The 15,143-nt window shown below is 63.4% G+C and carries 13 protein-coding genes and 2 pseudogenes; 6 read left to right on the top strand and 9 right to left on the bottom strand.

The window, feature by feature from the left end; all coding sequences use genetic code 11:
* Window positions 1-103: 103 nt before the first annotated feature.
* Window positions 104-1,345: pseudogene (locus NKH12_RS14280) on the top strand (3-hydroxyacyl-CoA dehydrogenase); the annotation flags it as partial.
* Between the two features lie 31 nt (window positions 1,346-1,376).
* Here the strand turns inward: NKH12_RS14280 and NKH12_RS14285 are convergent.
* Complete coding sequence (locus NKH12_RS14285) at window positions 1,377-2,189, bottom strand: response regulator transcription factor (protein ID WP_127315223.1); 813 nt, start codon at window positions 2,187-2,189, stop codon at window positions 1,377-1,379.
* Window positions 2,190-2,302: 113 nt separating this feature from the next.
* Between NKH12_RS14285 and NKH12_RS14290 the strand changes: the two are divergent.
* The 5 genes and pseudogenes from NKH12_RS14290 to NKH12_RS14310 all read left to right on the top strand — a co-directional run bounded on the left by NKH12_RS14290 (window position 2,303) and on the right by NKH12_RS14310 (window position 7,099).
* Window positions 2,303-3,437 (top strand): annotated as a pseudogene (locus NKH12_RS14290) (ABC transporter ATP-binding protein).
* Window positions 3,418-4,581, top strand: coding sequence for an ABC transporter substrate-binding protein (locus NKH12_RS14295; RefSeq protein WP_352953705.1), 1,164 nt, complete (start codon window positions 3,418-3,420; stop codon window positions 4,579-4,581). The pseudogene NKH12_RS14290 and the gene NKH12_RS14295 overlap by 20 nt, the downstream one beginning before the upstream one ends.
* Before the next feature lie 70 nt (window positions 4,582-4,651).
* Window positions 4,652-5,515, top strand: coding sequence for an ABC transporter permease (locus NKH12_RS14300; protein ID WP_352953706.1), 864 nt, complete (start codon window positions 4,652-4,654; stop codon window positions 5,513-5,515).
* Entirely contained in the window at window positions 5,515-6,327 is an 813-nt protein-coding gene (locus tag NKH12_RS14305) for an ABC transporter permease (protein WP_352953707.1), read from the top strand. Before NKH12_RS14300 ends, NKH12_RS14305 begins: the two co-directional genes overlap by 1 nt.
* Before the next feature lie 10 nt (window positions 6,328-6,337).
* Window positions 6,338-7,099: an SDR family NAD(P)-dependent oxidoreductase gene (locus tag NKH12_RS14310; protein ID WP_352953708.1), complete on the top strand. Its 762-nt coding sequence runs from the start codon at window positions 6,338-6,340 to the stop codon at window positions 7,097-7,099.
* A 15-nt stretch (window positions 7,100-7,114) separates the two neighbouring features.
* Here NKH12_RS14310 and NKH12_RS14315 read toward each other — a convergent pair whose 3' ends face one another.
* The 8 genes from NKH12_RS14315 to NKH12_RS14350 all read right to left on the bottom strand — a co-directional run bounded on the left by NKH12_RS14315 (window position 7,115) and on the right by NKH12_RS14350 (window position 14,935).
* Window positions 7,115-8,623, bottom strand: coding sequence for an aldehyde dehydrogenase family protein (locus tag NKH12_RS14315; RefSeq protein ID WP_352953709.1), 1,509 nt, complete (start codon window positions 8,621-8,623; stop codon window positions 7,115-7,117).
* A 20-nt stretch (window positions 8,624-8,643) separates the two neighbouring features.
* Window positions 8,644-8,988, bottom strand: a complete 345-nt coding sequence (locus NKH12_RS14320; protein ID WP_352953710.1) for a cupin domain-containing protein — start codon at window positions 8,986-8,988, stop codon at window positions 8,644-8,646.
* Between the two features lie 30 nt (window positions 8,989-9,018).
* A complete protein-coding gene (locus tag NKH12_RS14325; protein WP_352953711.1) occupies window positions 9,019-9,369 on the bottom strand; it encodes a cupin domain-containing protein in 351 nt (116 codons plus the stop codon).
* Between the two features lie 247 nt (window positions 9,370-9,616).
* Window positions 9,617-10,891 carry a glycosyltransferase gene (locus tag NKH12_RS14330; protein WP_352953712.1) on the bottom strand — a complete coding sequence of 425 codons (1,275 nt, stop codon included), beginning with the start codon at window positions 10,889-10,891 and terminating at the stop codon, window positions 9,617-9,619.
* 17 nt (window positions 10,892-10,908) lie between these two features.
* Window positions 10,909-11,982: an ABC transporter ATP-binding protein gene (locus tag NKH12_RS14335; RefSeq protein ID WP_352953713.1), complete on the bottom strand. Its 1,074-nt coding sequence runs from the start codon at window positions 11,980-11,982 to the stop codon at window positions 10,909-10,911.
* Window positions 11,979-12,770, bottom strand: coding sequence for an ABC transporter permease (locus NKH12_RS14340; RefSeq protein ID WP_352953714.1), 792 nt, complete (start codon window positions 12,768-12,770; stop codon window positions 11,979-11,981). The genes NKH12_RS14335 and NKH12_RS14340 overlap by 4 nt, the downstream gene beginning before the upstream one ends.
* A 186-nt stretch (window positions 12,771-12,956) precedes the next feature.
* On the bottom strand, window positions 12,957-13,799 hold the full coding sequence (locus NKH12_RS14345; protein ID WP_352953755.1) for an ABC transporter permease: 843 nt from the start codon (window positions 13,797-13,799) through the stop codon (window positions 12,957-12,959).
* A gap of 71 nt (window positions 13,800-13,870) precedes the next feature.
* Window positions 13,871-14,935 carry a polyamine ABC transporter substrate-binding protein gene (locus NKH12_RS14350; protein ID WP_352953715.1) on the bottom strand — a complete coding sequence of 355 codons (1,065 nt, stop codon included), beginning with the start codon at window positions 14,933-14,935 and terminating at the stop codon, window positions 13,871-13,873.
* Window positions 14,936-15,143 lie beyond the last annotated feature (208 nt).

The following is a 15,143-nucleotide window of genomic DNA, read 5'->3' on the forward strand; positions in this document are numbered from 1 at the left end:
CGGGGGGGGGGGTGGGTTTTGTGTTGTAAACACCCCCCAGCCCCCCCACACCCTCGGTGCCCGCCCTCACGCGCCCCCCGGGGGGCCTCTGGGCGGCCCCCGCCGCCCCCCGGCAAAGATTGCCGGCAAGGACGTCGTCAGGCGCAAGATCGTGCGGGTTGGCGTCATCGGCGCCGGCACCATGGGCGGCGGCATCGCCATGGCGTTCGCCAATGGCGGTTTCTCCGTCACCGTGCTGGAGGCGACGCAGGAAGGGCTGCAATGCGGGCTGGCGATGATCGACAAGAACTACGCCGTGTCGGTCAGCCGCGGCTCGCTCAGCGAAGAGGCCAAGCGTCAGCGGCTCGGCCTGTTCAAGGGCAGCACCAACTACGCCGACCTCGCCGATTGCGACTTGGTCGTCGAGGCGGTGTTCGAGGAGATGGCGGTCAAGAAGGAGGTGTTCGGCAGGCTTGACGCGGTGGCCAAGCCGGGCGCGATCCTGGCCACCAACACCTCCTATCTCGACGTCCACGAAATCGCCGCCTCGACCTCGCGCCCGCAGGATGTCGTCGGCATGCATTTCTTTTCGCCGGCCAACGTCATGAAGCTGCTGGAAATCGTGCGCGCCGAGAAGACCGCGCCCGATGTGCTGGCGACAATCGTCGAACTGGCGCGACGGATCGGCAAGGTGCCGGTCGTGGTCGGCGTCTGTCATGGCTTCGTCGGCAACCGCATGCTGGCCGCGCGGGGTTCGGAATCCGAGGCGCTGTTGCTGGAAGGTGCAACGCCACAGCAGATCGACCAGGTGTTCACCGATTTCGGCTGGCCGATGGGGCCCTTCCAGATGGGTGATCTCGCCGGCCTCGACATAGGCTGGCGCAACCGCAAGGCACGCGGCCAGACGGCAATGATCGCCGACACGCTGTGCGAACAGGGGCATTTCGGCCAAAAAACCGGCAGAGGCTTTTATCTCTACGAGAACGGCTCGCGTACGCCGGCTCCCAATCCCGAGGTCGAAGCGCTGATCCGCGACAAGGCTGCCGAGAAGGGCATCGCGCCGCGCGCGATCGGCGCTGACGAGATCATCGAGCGGACGCTCTATCCGATGATCAATGAGGGGGCGAAGATCCTCGAGGAAGGGATCGCTGCCCGCGCCTCCGATATCGATGTCGTCTGGGTAAACGGCTACGGCTTTCCGGTGGGCAAGGGCGGCCCGATGTTCTGGGCCGGCCTCGAAGGGGTCGACAAGATCATCGGACGGCTGGACCACTGGCACGAGCGGACCGGCAAGGATGTTTTTAAGCCGGCGCCGCTGCTCAGACAGATGGCTGAAACCGGCGCCTGGGAAGGCGTCGCCAGCTAAACTGAGCGAGGCCGTTTTCGAAAATCGTGGACTACCGAATCCGCGCGTCCATGATCTCGACAAAACGCGCGAAAAGACCAGCCTGCGATTTGATCTTGAGCTTGCGATAGATGTTGCGGCGGTGGACCTTTACGGTTCCCGGTACGATGCGCATCGCCCTGGCTATCGATTCCGTCGAATGCCCCTGGAGCACCAGATCGACGACATGCTTTTCGCGCGGTGTGAGCGAAAGGCTCTTCCAGATATGAGCACGTTCGAACTCGTTGACCGGCGCAATCGCCTCGTCCTGCTTGGTCTCTGCCGGTTCGTCGGCCGGAAGGGCCGGCCAGCGCAGCCTGGCGAAACCGATCACAGCCGGCGCCATGTCCCGCAGCAGCCTGGCATCGGCGGTTCCGAAGGGTCCCGACGCATGCAGTCGCATCAGCGAGACCACCAGCGCGTCCTTTCCCGGCAGCGGCACGAAGAAGCCAACCTCTTCGGCCAGCTTGGTCTGGCTATAGTAGGAGCGGTAATATTCGCTGGCATAGAAGCGGTCCGGCGCCAGCTCGCGCATGCGCCAAAAACCTTCCTTGCGCTCGACCGCCGCGTGGTGGAACGGGTCGAGCAGATAAGGCCCCTCCTGATAGAGCGCGACGAAGACGTGGCTTTCGGTTGGGGAGAACGTCTCGAACAGCAGCGGCGGGCGCGAGGCGCCGCGATAGCCGAAGATCACACAGTGATCGAAGCTGACATGCCGCCGGAGCCAGGTGACCATCGCCTTGCCGAAAAGCTCGCCGCTCGTCTCCCGTGTCGCAGCGATGAGCGCAGCGAGCTGATTGTATTCGTCGCCGCGCGATCCGCTCAATTTATACCCCTTTAAACGAGAAAATAGACCGAATATACCACCTGCGAGGTATATACTAGTCACCGTTGGCTCTGATAGCGTCGCGAAATCGCCTTCGCTGGAGACCCGCAGCTTTGACCGCAGTGCCAGATATCGAGTTTCGCGGGGTCACCAAACGCTACGGCAGCGTGACTGCGGTCAGCGGCATCAATCTTGCCATCCCGCCGTCTGCCTTTGTCGCCTTGCTCGGGCCGTCCGGCTGCGGCAAGACAACCTGCCTGCGCATGATCGGCGGCTTCGAACAGCCGAGCGAAGGCGCGGTCTTCATCCGCGGCCGCGACATGGCCGGCACGCCGCCCTACCGGCGGCCGGTCAACATGGTGTTCCAGCAATATGCGCTGTTTCCGCATCTGGATGTCGAGGACAACATCGCCTACGGGCTGCGCCAGGCAAGGCCGCGGCTGTCGTCGCGGGAGATCAGCCTGAGGGCAGGCGAGGCGCTCGCCATGGTGCGGCTTGCCGGCTACGGCCGCCGCAAGATCCACGAGCTTTCCGGCGGCCAGCAGCAGCGTGTCGCCCTGGCGCGCGCGCTGGTCAACAAACCAGCGGTGCTGCTGCTCGACGAGCCGCTGGCGGCTCGACAAGAAGCTGCGCACCGACATGCAGATAGAGTTGCAGAACCTGCAGCGCGAGATCGGCATCACCTTCGTCCTTGTCACGCACGACCAGGAAGAAGCACTGTCGATGAGCGATTTCGTCTGCGTCATGAATGGCGGGCGTATCGTCCAGCTCGGACAGCCAAGCGAAATCTATGACGAGCCCGCCGACCTGTTCGTCGCGGACTTCGTCGGCAAGACCAATCTCTTGAGCGGCAAGGTCGCCGGGCATTCGGGCAACCTCGTCGAGGTGGCGCTTGCCGACGGCACCGTCATTGCAGCGCGCAAACGGACTTCGCTGCGGCAGGACGAAGTTGTTTCGGTCAGCCTGCGTCCCGAATCTTTAAGCCTCGGCGCGCCGGGAAGCGGCCTGCTGAACGGCATTGTCCGCAACCGGATCTTTCTGGGCGCGACAGCGGAATATGCGATCGAGGTCCGCGGTATCGGAACCCTGCTCGCCAAGGCCGATCACCTGATCGGCAGTGGAAATCTCTTCAAGCCGGGTGAACCCGTCGCCATCGGCTTTACAGCCGGAACGCCGCTCGCGTTCCCGGGCCCCAAGAATAACGGGACCAACCAGAGGGAAAATAAACATGTCGAAATCATATCGTGACGGACTGCCGATAAGCCCTGAAAAATTCGTCGATCAGTTGATGCGCCTCAAGCGCGGTTCCATCGGCCGCCGCGACTTTCTAGGCCTCACCGGTCTTGGCATCGCAACGGCGGTGATGGCCCGAGAGCTCGGCATCATGCCTTCGCCGGCCTTCGCGCAGGAGGGCCTTGGCGACCGCATGTCGATCGCCACCTGGCCCAATTACCACGACCCGGCGACGTTCGAGAATTTCAAGGCCGAGACGGGCGTCGCCGCCGAGGTCAATGTGTTCGGGTCAAACGAGGAGATGCTGGCCAAGCTGCAGGCTGGCGCCTCGGGCTGGAGCCTTTTCGTGCCGACCAACTATACGATTTCCACCTACAAGAAGCTCCACATCATCGAGGCGCTCGACATGGCCAAGCTTGCCAATTTCGACGGCTCGCAACAGGACGCGCGCTTCACCGGGGAAGGCACGATCGACGGCGTTACCTACGCTGTGCCGAAGAATTGGGGCACCACCGGATTTGCCGTCAACACCAAGAAGCTGGCCAAGCCGATGACGAGCTGGAAGGAATTCTGGGACACGGCCATGGCGGAGGGTGACGGCCGGACCATGGTTCATGATTATCAGCTCACCACGATCGGCAATGCGCTGAAATATTTCGGCTTCTCGTTCAACTCGCTGAAGCAGGACGAACTCGCCAAGGCGGAAGAATTGCTGCTGAAGGTCAAGCCGCATCTGTTCGCGGTTTCCAGCGATTATCAGCCGTCGATGCGTGCTGGCGACGCCTGGATGACGATGTGCTGGACCAATGATGGGGCTCAGCTCCACCGCGACATTCCCGAGATCGCCTATGTCCTTGGCAAGGAGGGCGGTGAGATCTGGACCGACTTCTACGCCATTCCGAAAGATGCGCCCAACAAGCCCGCCGGCTATGCCCTGCTCAACTACCTGATGGACCCGAAAGTCGCGGTCAAGGAGCACCTGGCCAACGGCGCGCCTTCCACCGATGCACGGGTCGATGCGCTGCTGCCCAAGGAGGTGCTGGACAATCCGATCCTCTACCCGGCGGCGGAATTGCTGAAGCCGCTGGAATTCGGTGCGGCTGCGACGCTGGCCGATCCGGGCCGGGCCGAACTGATGGCCCGCTTCAAGTCGGCTTGAACGGGCCATAGGTCCGATGCAGGCAACTCACCCGGCGGGCAGATGTCCGCCGGCACCGGGCGGTTCTTCAATGCGCAGCAATGTCCTTCGTCATAATCTGCTGACCGCGCTGCTGCTCGGTCCGGCAACCGCGTGGCTGGTGGTGTTTCTGGTCTTGCCGTTCGTCGCGATTGCCGTTTTCAGCGTCGGCGAGCGGGCGCCGGAAGGCGGCTATCAGGCCGCTTTCACCTTTGCGCAGTATGCCAATCTTCCGGCGCGGGCGACCGCCTTCTGGAACACGATGGTGCTGGCGCCAGCAGGCGCCTTGGCCTGTCTGCTCGTCGCCTATCCGGTTGCCTATTACCTCGCCTTGCGCGCGCCGGAGCGGTGGCGGCTGATCCTGCTTGCGCTTGTCGTCATCCCGTTCTGGACCAGCCTGCTGATGCGAACCTACGCATGGATGTATGTTCTGGGCGGACGCGGCATCCCGGCATTGCTGGCCTATGTCGGGTTTGACGATGTGCGGCTGATCAACACGCCGGGCGCGGTCCTGCTCGGCATCGTCTATGGCTATCTGCCGCTGATGATCCTGCCGATCTATGTCAGCCTCGAGCGGCTCGATCGCCGGCTGCTGCAAGCCTCCGCCGATCTCGGCGCGACGCCGATCTCGACATTCCTCGGCGTGACGCTGCGGCTGTCGCTGCCTGGCGTGATGACCGGCTTCTCGCTGGTCATGATCCTGCTGCTGGGTGAATATCTGATCCCGACGCTGCTCGGCGGCGGCAAGGTCTTCTTCATAGGCAACGCGCTGGTCGATCTGTTCCTGCAATCGCGCAACTGGCCGTTCGGATCGGCAATCGCGATCACGCTGGTTCTGGTCTCGGTGGTGGTGCTCATTGCCGCCAACCGAATTTCGACCCGGCTGTCGGGCGCCCGTCGGGTGGATCTGATCTGATGCGCGCCTTCGTCATAGCGGTCTTTGCATTTCTCTATCTGCCGATCGCGCTGGTGGTGCTGTTCTCCTTCAATGCGGGCCGCCACGCCAGCGAGCTCACCGGCTTCTCGGTGCAATGGTACGGCAAGGCGCTGTCGAACCCGTTCCTGGTCGAAGCGCTGAAGAACAGCCTGTTCATCGCCACAACCAGCGCCTTGCTCGCGGCGCTGTGCGGCACGGCTGCGGCGCTTGGCCTGGCGCGTATCGGCGCGCGGACACGCGCCATCTTCGATGCGTTTCTCGGCGCTGCGATCGTCGTTCCGGGTGTCGTCATCGGCATCTCAACGCTGGTCGCCCTCGTCCAGCTATTTGGGGTCGTCAATCCGTTTCTCGCTTCGCTGTGGCCGAACGACCAGCCGCCACGCCTGGCGCTCGGCTACGGCTCGATCATCGCCGCGCACGGCCTGTTTTCCATGGCGCTGGTGGCGATGATCGTCGGCACACGCCTTGGCAGCCTCGACCGCAATCTGGTCGAGGCCTCGAGTGATCTCTACGCCACCCCGCTGACGACCTTCCGCAGCGTCGTGTTGCCGCAGATCATGCCGGCGGTGATCGCCGGCTTCCTGCTCGCCTTCACCTTCTCCTTCGACGATTTCATCGTCGCCTTCTTCGTCGCCGGAGCACAGACGACATTGCCGATCTATGTCTTTGCCTCGATCCGGCGCGGCGTGACGCCCGAAATCAATGCCATCGCGACGATCGTCCTCGTTGCCTCCGTTCTGCTTGTGGTGCTTGCCCAATGGCAATTGCGCCAACGCAAACCATCAAACTGAAAGTCGCATCATGATTCTGAAAGATCGCATCGCCGTGGTGACGGGCGCCGGGTCGGGCATCGGGCGCGCCGGTGCCATGATCATCGCCGGGGAAGGCGCGGTGGTGGTGATCGCCGACAGGGATCAGGCTGCCGGCGAAGCCACGGCTTTCGACATCCGAGCCGCCGGCGGCCGGGCCGAGGCGATCGCAACGGATGTCGGCGAGGACGCGGCGGTCGAGCAACTCATCGCTGGAACGCTGGGCAAACATGGTCGGATCGACATCCTGCACAACCACGCCGGCGTCCAGGTCGGCGGCACGCTGACCGAAGTCGGCGTCGACGGCATGGATACCTCGTGGCGGATCAATGTGCGGGCGCAGTTCCTCGCGGCCAGGCTCGTCATGCCGACGATGATCGAACAGGGCTGCGGTGTCATCCTGAACACCGCCTCGAATTCGGGTGTGTTCTACGACCGCGAGATGATCGCCTACGCAACCTCAAAGCATGCCGTGGTGGCGATGACCCGGCAGATGTCGCTCGACTATGCCCGGCACAATGTGCGCGTCAACGCGCTTTGTCCGGGGTGGGTCGACACGCCCTTCAACGAGCCGTTCATCGCCCAGATGGGCGGGCGGGACGCGATCGAACGCTACGTCCGCACCAAGATTCCCATGCAGCGCTGGGCCAGCGCCGAAGAGATAGCCGAAGCGATCCTGTTCCTCGTCTCCGACCGCTCGTCCTTCATGACCGGTCAGGCATTGGTGATCGACGGCGGCGAGAGCATCGGCTGAGGCAGCCTTCGTACCTCATACATGCTTGCGGCCGCCGTCCTCGCGGAACCAGCTGTCGGGATAGGGATACCACCAGTCCTGGATCGCTGGCTTGTGGTCGATGATGACCATCTTCGAACGGCGGAATGCATCCAGCCCCTGGCGGCCGAGTTCGCGGCCGAGGCCCGACGCCTTCCAGCCGCCGAACGGCAGCGCGTCATTGTCGATCAGCGGATTGTTGACCCAGACCATGCCGGCTTCGAGCCGCTCCGCAGCCTCATGCGCTTCGGCTAGATCGGTGGTGAACACGGAGGCGCCGAGCCCGAACGGGCTGTCATTGGCGAGCTCTATCGCCTCGTCGAAATCCTTGACCCGGCAGATCGCGGCGACCGGTCCGAAACACTCTTCGCGCACGATCGCCATGTCGGGGGTGACACCGGTCAGGATCGTCGGCTCGTAGAACCAGCCGACATTGTGCGCTGGCGGAATGCGCCCGCCGGTGACCGCCTTGGCGCCGCTGCGGATGGCATCGTCTACCAGCCGCATGACTTTCGCCCGCGCCGCCTCGCTGACCAGCGGCCCGATCTCGGTCTTGTCGAGGCCGTTGCCGATGCGCAGCGCACGTGTCTTTTCGTCAAACAGCTCGACAAAGCGGTCGTGAACGGCATCGACGACGAAAAAGCGTTCGGCCGAAGTGCAGACCTGGCCGGTGAGGTGGAACGCGGCGGTGACGCTGCCGGCCGCCGCCACCTCGAGCGGGGCGTGTTGGCTGATGATCAGCGGATCGCTGCCGCCGGCCTCGATGACGCATGGCTTCATACGCTCGGCGCAGGCGACGGCGACGGCCTTGCCGGCGGCGACCGAACCGGTGAAGGCGACCGCATGGGTGCGGTCGGAAGCGATCAAGGCTTGCGCGGTGGCTGCCCCGCCGGGCAGGCAGGAAACCAGGCCCTGCGGCAAGGATCGGAACACCATCATGTAATCCAGCGTCGACAGTGTCGTCGCTTCGGCCGGCTTGATCACACAGGCATTGCCGGCGGCAAGCGAGGCGGCGACGGTCCAGCACATCAGCAGGATGGGGAAATTGTAGGGCATGATGTGCACCGACGTGCCGTAGGGCTCGTAGCGCGCATATTGGAACGAACCGGCCTGCGTCGTGCCGGCGATCTTGCCGGCGTCGTCACGCGCCATTTCGGCGTAATAGCGGAAGATCGGTGCGCAATTGGCGATCTCGCCGATTGCTTCCGGATAGGGCTTGCCCATCTCGCGCACCATCAGCTCGGCGCAGCGCGTGAAGTCGGCCGCTTCGATGGCGTTGGCGACGGCGTGCAGATGCCTGGCGCGGCTCTTGGCGTCGAGCTTTTTCCAAGCGGCCTGCGCCTTAGTCGCCGCAGTGAGCACCGCGTCGATTTCCCCATCGCTGGCTGCGGTGATCGCGCCGACAGTCTCGAGCGTCGCCGGATTGATCACTGGTTTTGCCGCACCGGTCATCGGCCGGTAATCCGGATTGACGAAGAGGGTCGGCCGGTCAGCGGAGAATTCCATGGTCTTCCTTTCAACCCCGCTCAGCGGATCATGTAGACCTTCTTTATGGTCTCGCGGACGGTGCAGACGCCTTTCCAGTCCTGCGGAAAGAAGGCCGCAGTATCTGGTTCGATCTCGATCACCTCGCCGGATTCGTGGACATAGGTGCAGCGTCCCTCGAGGAAATGGCAGAACTCGTCGCGGGTGACATGGCAGTGCCATTTGCCTGGGGTGCAGACCCACAGCCCGCATTCGGAGCGGCCCTCCGGTCCCTTGTGCAGCAGCTTGCCGGAGGTGCGGGATTCGCCCTCGATCATGGTGGGGATGACGCCCCAGTCGACGAGATCGGTGATGGCGAGCGGCGATTTCATAATTGGCGTTGGCATGTCGTGAAGCTCCAGTGCAGCAGGCGTGAGTCAGGCCAGCATGTAAACGTTGCGGATGGTTTCGTGGACGGTGCATTCACCCGCCCAGCCGGCCGGGAACATGACAACCGTGGCGGCGGAGACTTCTATCACCTCGCCGTCATCTGATCGGTAGGTCGCGCGGCCGGCAACGAAATGGCACAATTCGTCGCGCGGAATCGCCAGCCGCCAGCGGCCGGGCGTGCAGACCCAAATGCCGGATTCCGGCTGGTTGTTCGGCCCCTTGTGGACCAGCCTGCCGGTCGAGTGCGAAGCACCTTCCAGCGCATTGGGCTGGGTGCCCCAGTCGATGAGGTCGGCGCGGGTGGAGGCTTCGTGAAGATGCGGCGCGGAGGAGGTCATGTGGGTGCTCCGTTGGTGCGAATCCTGATCTGTGCTCGCTCTACGGCGCCCCCCTCTGTCCTGCCGGACATCTCCCCCACTTGGGGGGAGATTGGCAGCGTCATTCGCCGCGCACATTCTTCAACGCTGATGATTGGCGAAAGCCGTCGCGACATCCGATCTCCCCCCAAGTGGGGGAGATGCCAAGTTTTGGCAAAGAGGGCAGGACAGAGGGGGGCGCGAAGGAACGCCATACCTGTCATCGCGCTCACAGCAGCGCCTCCAGCAGCCCCGCCGCCTTCTCCGGGCCGTTCTGCGATTGCATCTGCGCCGACGTTTTCGCCAGTTTGGCCTTGATTGCCGGATCCGTCAGACAGGTTTCGATCCTGGCGATGAGCTCGGCGTCGCTCCAGTCGTAGCGCGGCATGCCGAAGCCGTGGCCGGTCTCCTCGACCCGCGTCGCGTTGTCGTGGCCATCCCAGACATAGGGCATGATGATCGCCGGCTTGCCGAAGTAGAGACACTCGGTGAACGAGTTGTTGCCACCATGGTGGATCACCGCATCGACCTGCGGGATGACCGAGGGCTGCGGAAACCAGCTCTCGACGATGACGTTTTCGGGCACTTGCGCGTACTGGTCCTTGTAGCCGCCGACATTGACCAGCGCCCGGTAGCGCGTCTTGCCCAGCGTCGCGATGATGCGCTTCAGCAGATCGACATCGCCGGCGCCAAGGCTGCCGAAGGAGACATAGAGCAGCGGCCCGTCATTATTCTTCGCAAAAACCGGCACGGTGTAGGGCTTCTCCTGCCGCACGCAGCCTTCCAGATACTGGAATTTTGCCGGGTCGAGCGGATGGCGGCGCTTGAACTTTGCCGCCTCGGGATAGAGCAGCAAATTGAGGTAGGGCGAGGCCTCGAAGAACTGGCCGATCGGATACGGCGCCTCGTTGTTCGCATTTAGGAACGCGTTGAAGTCGTCATGGATCGGCTTGATGACCGCGTTGAAATGATCGCGGTAGCGCCGATGGCAGGCGTGGTCATTCTCGCCGCAGCCGGACAGATGCGGCGGGATATCCTCGTCCTCGATTTCGTTTTCCGAGCAGGAGATGACGCGCACCCACGGCTTGCCATACTGCTTGATCGCCGGGAACAGGATGACGTTGTCGACGCAGATAACATCCGGCTTGATCGTCGCAAGCACGCCGGGCAGGTCCTTCTCAGCCCATTTGGCGCTGTCGACGATCGCCGTCCAGCAGTCCTTCACGTAATTGTCGACCTGGTCGTAGGGCGATTTGCGGAAATTCGGGATATGGCCGTTGATGAAGTCTTCCCAGAACTTAGCCATCTGTTCCGGCGGCATCGGCTCGGACAGGTTCACCGGATGAGCCTCGAAGCCGTAGCCCTTGTAGACGTCGACGAAGCCGGGGTCTGACAGGAACACCGCTCTGTGGCCGCGCGCCTCGACCGCCTGGGCGATGCCGACTGAATTGAGCGCCGGGCCGTAGGCTGCTTCCGGAAAAAACGCGATCGTCTTCTGCGCCATGAAAGCTTCTCCTTCAATCAATCTGCGAAAATTCTGACGTCGGCGGCGTCCCAGCCGAGTTCGACCGCATCGCCTGACGAGACCGGGCGCCGGTCGGCGGCGTCGGCGGTGACGCGCACCAGGAACGGCTTTGGCGACAGAGCGGTGCGGACATGCAGCTGCAGGTCGAGCCCGTGATAGGCGAGCGCCTCGACGGTGCCGGCGATCCGGTTGGCTGTCTCTGGCGACGGGAAAAGCCGAATTCGCTCGGGCCGCACTGAAGCGACCGCCGCTGCGCCGGAAGCCAGAGGCGAGGGAACCGTTCCGACGATCCGTGTGCCGTCCGCTGCCATCACCCCGTCGACGGTGGCCTTGCCCGGCACGAAATTCATCACGCCGATGAAGTCGGCGACGAAACGGTCGGCCGGACGCTCGTAGACCGCGTGCGGCGTGTCGCATTGCAGCAGCTTGCCGTCCCTCAGCACGGCCATGCGGTCGGCCATGACAAGCGATTCCTCCTGGTCATGGGTGACGATGACAAAGGTGATGCCGACCTCGTGCTGCAGGCGCTTCAGCTCCAGCTGCATGGCGCCGCGCAATTTCTTGTCGAGCGCGCCGAGCGGCTCGTCGAGCAGAAGCAGCCGCGGCCGCTTGACCAGCGCCCGGGCAAGCGCGACGCGCTGCTTCTGCCCGCCCGACAGTTGCTCCGGCTTGCGGTCGGCGAAGGCGACGAGCTCGGTCGTCGCCAGGATGGCGTCGACGCGGGAGCGGATTTCCTTTGCCGGCAAGCGTTCCATTTCAAGGCCGTAGGAGACATTGGCCCTGACGCTCATATGCGGAAACAGCGCATAGGACTGGAACATCAGATTGACCGGCCGCTTGTTGGGCGGGGTCCTGGCGATGTCGCGGCCGTCGAGCAGGATGCGACCGTGATTAGGTGTCTCGAAGCCGGCCAGCATGCGCAGCAGCGTGGTCTTGCCGCAGCCCGAAGGTCCGAGCAGTGCGAAGAACTCGTTCTCGCGGATGTCGAGCGAGATGCCGTCAACGGCCGTCACCCGGCCGAAATTCTTCGACACCCTGTCGATCGCCAGCAGCGTGCGCGGTGCGCTCATTGGCCGATCACCCCACGGTTGAGCCGCTGCGACAGCGTCAGCGCGGTGATTGAGACCGCCATGACGATGGTCGCCAATGCATTGATCTCCGGGGTGATGCCGAAGCGGATCATCGAATAGATCTGCATCGGCAACGTGGTCGAGGCGCGGCCGGCGCCTGATGTGAAGAAGGCAATGATGAACTCGTCGACCGAAAGAGTGAAGGCGAGCAGCGCGCCGGCGACGACCGCCGGCAGGATGACCGGCAATGTCACCCGCCTGAAGGTGGTGAGCGCCGAAGCGCCGAGATCAGCTGAGGCCTCGACGATCGACCAATCGAAGCTTTTCAGCCGCGCCCGCACCACCGAGCAGACGAAGGCGAGATTGAAGACGACATGGGCGAGGATGATGGTGTGCAGGCCCAGGGTGAAATCGAGCATCGAGAAGAAGCTGAGCAGCGCGATCGCCAGCACGATGTCGGGAATGATCATCGGCGCAAAGATCAGCGCCTCGAGGCCTCTTCCATACTGCCGGCGCATTTCGATGCCGATGGCCAGCAGCGTGCCGAGCAGCGTGGCGATTGCCGTCGAGACCAGCGCCACGATCAGCGTGTTGAGGGCGGCGGAAAGGATCGCGGCGTTTCCGGCGAGCGAGGCGTACCATTTCAGCGAAAAGCCCGACCACACGGTCGGCAGCCCTCCTTGGTTGAAGGACAGCGCCACCAGCACGGCGATCGGGATGTAGAGGAAGGCGAAGACGAGGACGAGGATCGTCCGCAAGCCTAAAACTCGGGCTGGAGATGAAGTCATGGCTGACGTCCGATGGTCTGGACGTGAGCGAGCGGCGAGCGTCCTTCTCCCCGTTCACGGGGAGAAGATGCCGGCAGGCAGATGAGGGGCAGCGCCCAACATTGCCGGTGTTTGCGCCGCCCCGAATCCACCCCTTCGGGGCACCTTCTCCCCGTGAACGGGGAGAAGGGAAAAAGAGGGGAGCGCTCAGACATCGGCGCCTCCTTTCGCTTCGGCGGTACGGCCCGCGGCGCGATCCGCGGCCAGCGCCTGCGCCGTCAGCACCAGCAGCATGATGGCGATCAGCGTCATCGCCAGTGCCGCGCCGAACGGCCAGTCGTTGGCGGTCAGAAACTGGTCGTAGACAAGATTGCCGATCATCTGGAAGCGGCCACCGCCGAGCAGCGCCGGCGTGACGAAATTGCCGATCGACAGCACGAAGACGAAGACCGCCCCGGCGGCGATGCCCGGTACGGTCAACGGCAGGATGACCCGGCGGAATGTGGTCATGGCCGAAGCGCCGAGGTCGCGCGAGGCTTCAGCGAGCTCCGGATTGAGCCGCGACAGCGGCGCGTAGCAGGCGAGGATGACGAAGGGCAGGTAGTTGTAGACCAGACCGGCGATGACGGCGCCTTCGGTATAAAGCATCGACGGCGGCTCACCGGTGTAGCCGAACCAGCGCAAGAGCTGGGTGATCAGACCTTCACGGTTGAGCAGCACGATCCAGGCATAGGTGCGGATCAGGTAGTTGGACCAGAAAGGCAAAACGGCAAAGAACAGCAATACCGGCTGCAGCCGGCGCGGTGCTGCCGCGATGGCATAGGCGGCGGCATAGCCGATCACCACCGCGATCAGGGTGGCGGTGCCGGCGATGCGCGCCGAATTGAGGAAGATGCCGGCATAGAGCGGGTCGAACACCAGCCCGAAATTCTCCAGCGTGAACGTGTATTCGATGCCGCCATAGATACCGCGCCGGAAGAAGGCGAGCGCCAGCACCAGCGCGCATGGCACCACCATCAAGGCAGTGAGCCAGGCCAGCGCCGGCGCCATCAGCAAGGAGGAGCGGGAGGGGGGTGCGAAGGAACGCAAGCTTGCTTCCAGTAACCGATATGGGCGGGCAGTTACTGCGCGGCCTTGATCTCGCTGACGATCTTCGAATAGTCGCGCTGAGCGTCGCCGACATCGCGCAGCTGCTCGAACTTAACCAACTCGGCCACGGGCATGCCCATATTCGGGAACTTGGCGAGAAAATCCGCCGGCAGGCTTTCCATAGCCGGCTTGTTCGGCACCTTGTAGTCGATGTTCTGGGCCGCCCAGGCGTGGTTCTTGGCGTCCAGCATGAAGTTGATGAACTGGAAGGCAGCGTCCTTGTTGGCCGATGCCTTCATCACCACCATCGTGTCGACCCACAGGTCCGAACCTTCCTTGGGGATAACGTATTTGATCTCAGGCTTCTCGGCGATGCCGTAATTGCACCAGCCATCCCATGCCTGCACCATCAGCGCCTCGCCCGAGACCAGCTTCGAATAGAAGGTGGTGTCGTCATAGGCGAGCAAGGTCTTCTTGGCCGAGATCAGCAGGTCCTTGACCTCGGTGAGCTTGGCCGGGTCGGTCTCGTTGACCGAATAGCCCTTGGCGAGCTGACCGGCGGCAAGCAGCCAGCGGTCTGTCGCCAGCATGGTGGTCTTGCCCTTGAGCGCGTCGGATGGGGCGAGAAGATCGTTCCAGCTGGTCGGCTCGGTCTTGACCAGATCCGAGCGGTAGCAAAGGCCGGTGGTGCCCCAGGTGTAAGGCACGGAGAAATTGTTGCCGGCGTCGTGCGGCAGCTTCGCCGCCTCGGGATAAAGATTGGCGAGGTTGGGGATCTTGGCGTGGTCGATCGTCTCGATCAGGCCGAGCTTGTTCAGCACTTCGGCGAAGGGCGAGGAGACGAAGACCACGTCATAGCCCTTGCCGCCGGAGGCGACGAGCTTGCCCATGATCTCCTCGTTGGTGGCGTGGACAACGACCTCGCCGGAGACGCCGGTCGCTGCTTTGAAGGCATCCATGGCGTCCGGCGCCATGTAGCCGTCCCAGTTGGAAATGACGAGGTCGGCGGCGGCCGCCGGCGCGGATAGCGCCAGCGCGATGCCAAGCGCAATCGCGGATGTCTTTAACGAACGGTGCCGCAGGGTGGTGGCGGTCATGACAGACTCCCATTCTGGTTGATCGTCGAATTCAATCAATCGTCGGACCAGCGCTTGCGACCGTGCCGCCGCTCGATCCTGTTCCCCGGTCTTTTTGTTGCCGATTGACGTCACAGTACTATTGCAGAAAAAAGTACGTCAATCCATAATTTGGAAAATCGCCGCGAAACCCGGCCGATTGCATCCGCAAGGGCGATCGGTCAAACGC

Source organism: Mesorhizobium sp. M1322, assembly GCF_040318085.1.
GTDB lineage: Bacteria > Pseudomonadota > Alphaproteobacteria > Rhizobiales > Rhizobiaceae > Mesorhizobium.

Coding starts and splice junctions, on each gene's coding strand:
- NKH12_RS14295 (WP_352953705.1), top strand. CDS start 3,418: ATGTCGAAATCATATCGTGACGGACTGCCGATAAGCCCTGAAAAATTC.
- NKH12_RS14300 (WP_352953706.1), top strand. CDS start 4,652: ATGCGCAGCAATGTCCTTCGTCATAATCTGCTGACCGCGCTGCTGCTC.
- NKH12_RS14305 (WP_352953707.1), top strand. CDS start 5,515: ATGCGCGCCTTCGTCATAGCGGTCTTTGCATTTCTCTATCTGCCGATC.
- NKH12_RS14310 (WP_352953708.1), top strand. CDS start 6,338: ATGATTCTGAAAGATCGCATCGCCGTGGTGACGGGCGCCGGGTCGGGC.
- NKH12_RS14315 (WP_352953709.1), bottom strand. CDS start 8,623: ATGGAATTCTCCGCTGACCGGCCGACCCTCTTCGTCAATCCGGATTAC.
- NKH12_RS14320 (WP_352953710.1), bottom strand. CDS start 8,988: ATGCCAACGCCAATTATGAAATCGCCGCTCGCCATCACCGATCTCGTC.
- NKH12_RS14325 (WP_352953711.1), bottom strand. CDS start 9,369: ATGACCTCCTCCGCGCCGCATCTTCACGAAGCCTCCACCCGCGCCGAC.
- NKH12_RS14330 (WP_352953712.1), bottom strand. CDS start 10,891: ATGGCGCAGAAGACGATCGCGTTTTTTCCGGAAGCAGCCTACGGCCCG.
- NKH12_RS14335 (WP_352953713.1), bottom strand. CDS start 11,982: ATGAGCGCACCGCGCACGCTGCTGGCGATCGACAGGGTGTCGAAGAAT.
- NKH12_RS14340 (WP_352953714.1), bottom strand. CDS start 12,770: ATGACTTCATCTCCAGCCCGAGTTTTAGGCTTGCGGACGATCCTCGTC.
- NKH12_RS14345 (WP_352953755.1), bottom strand. CDS start 13,799: ATGGCGCCGGCGCTGGCCTGGCTCACTGCCTTGATGGTGGTGCCATGC.
- NKH12_RS14350 (WP_352953715.1), bottom strand. CDS start 14,935: ATGACCGCCACCACCCTGCGGCACCGTTCGTTAAAGACATCCGCGATT.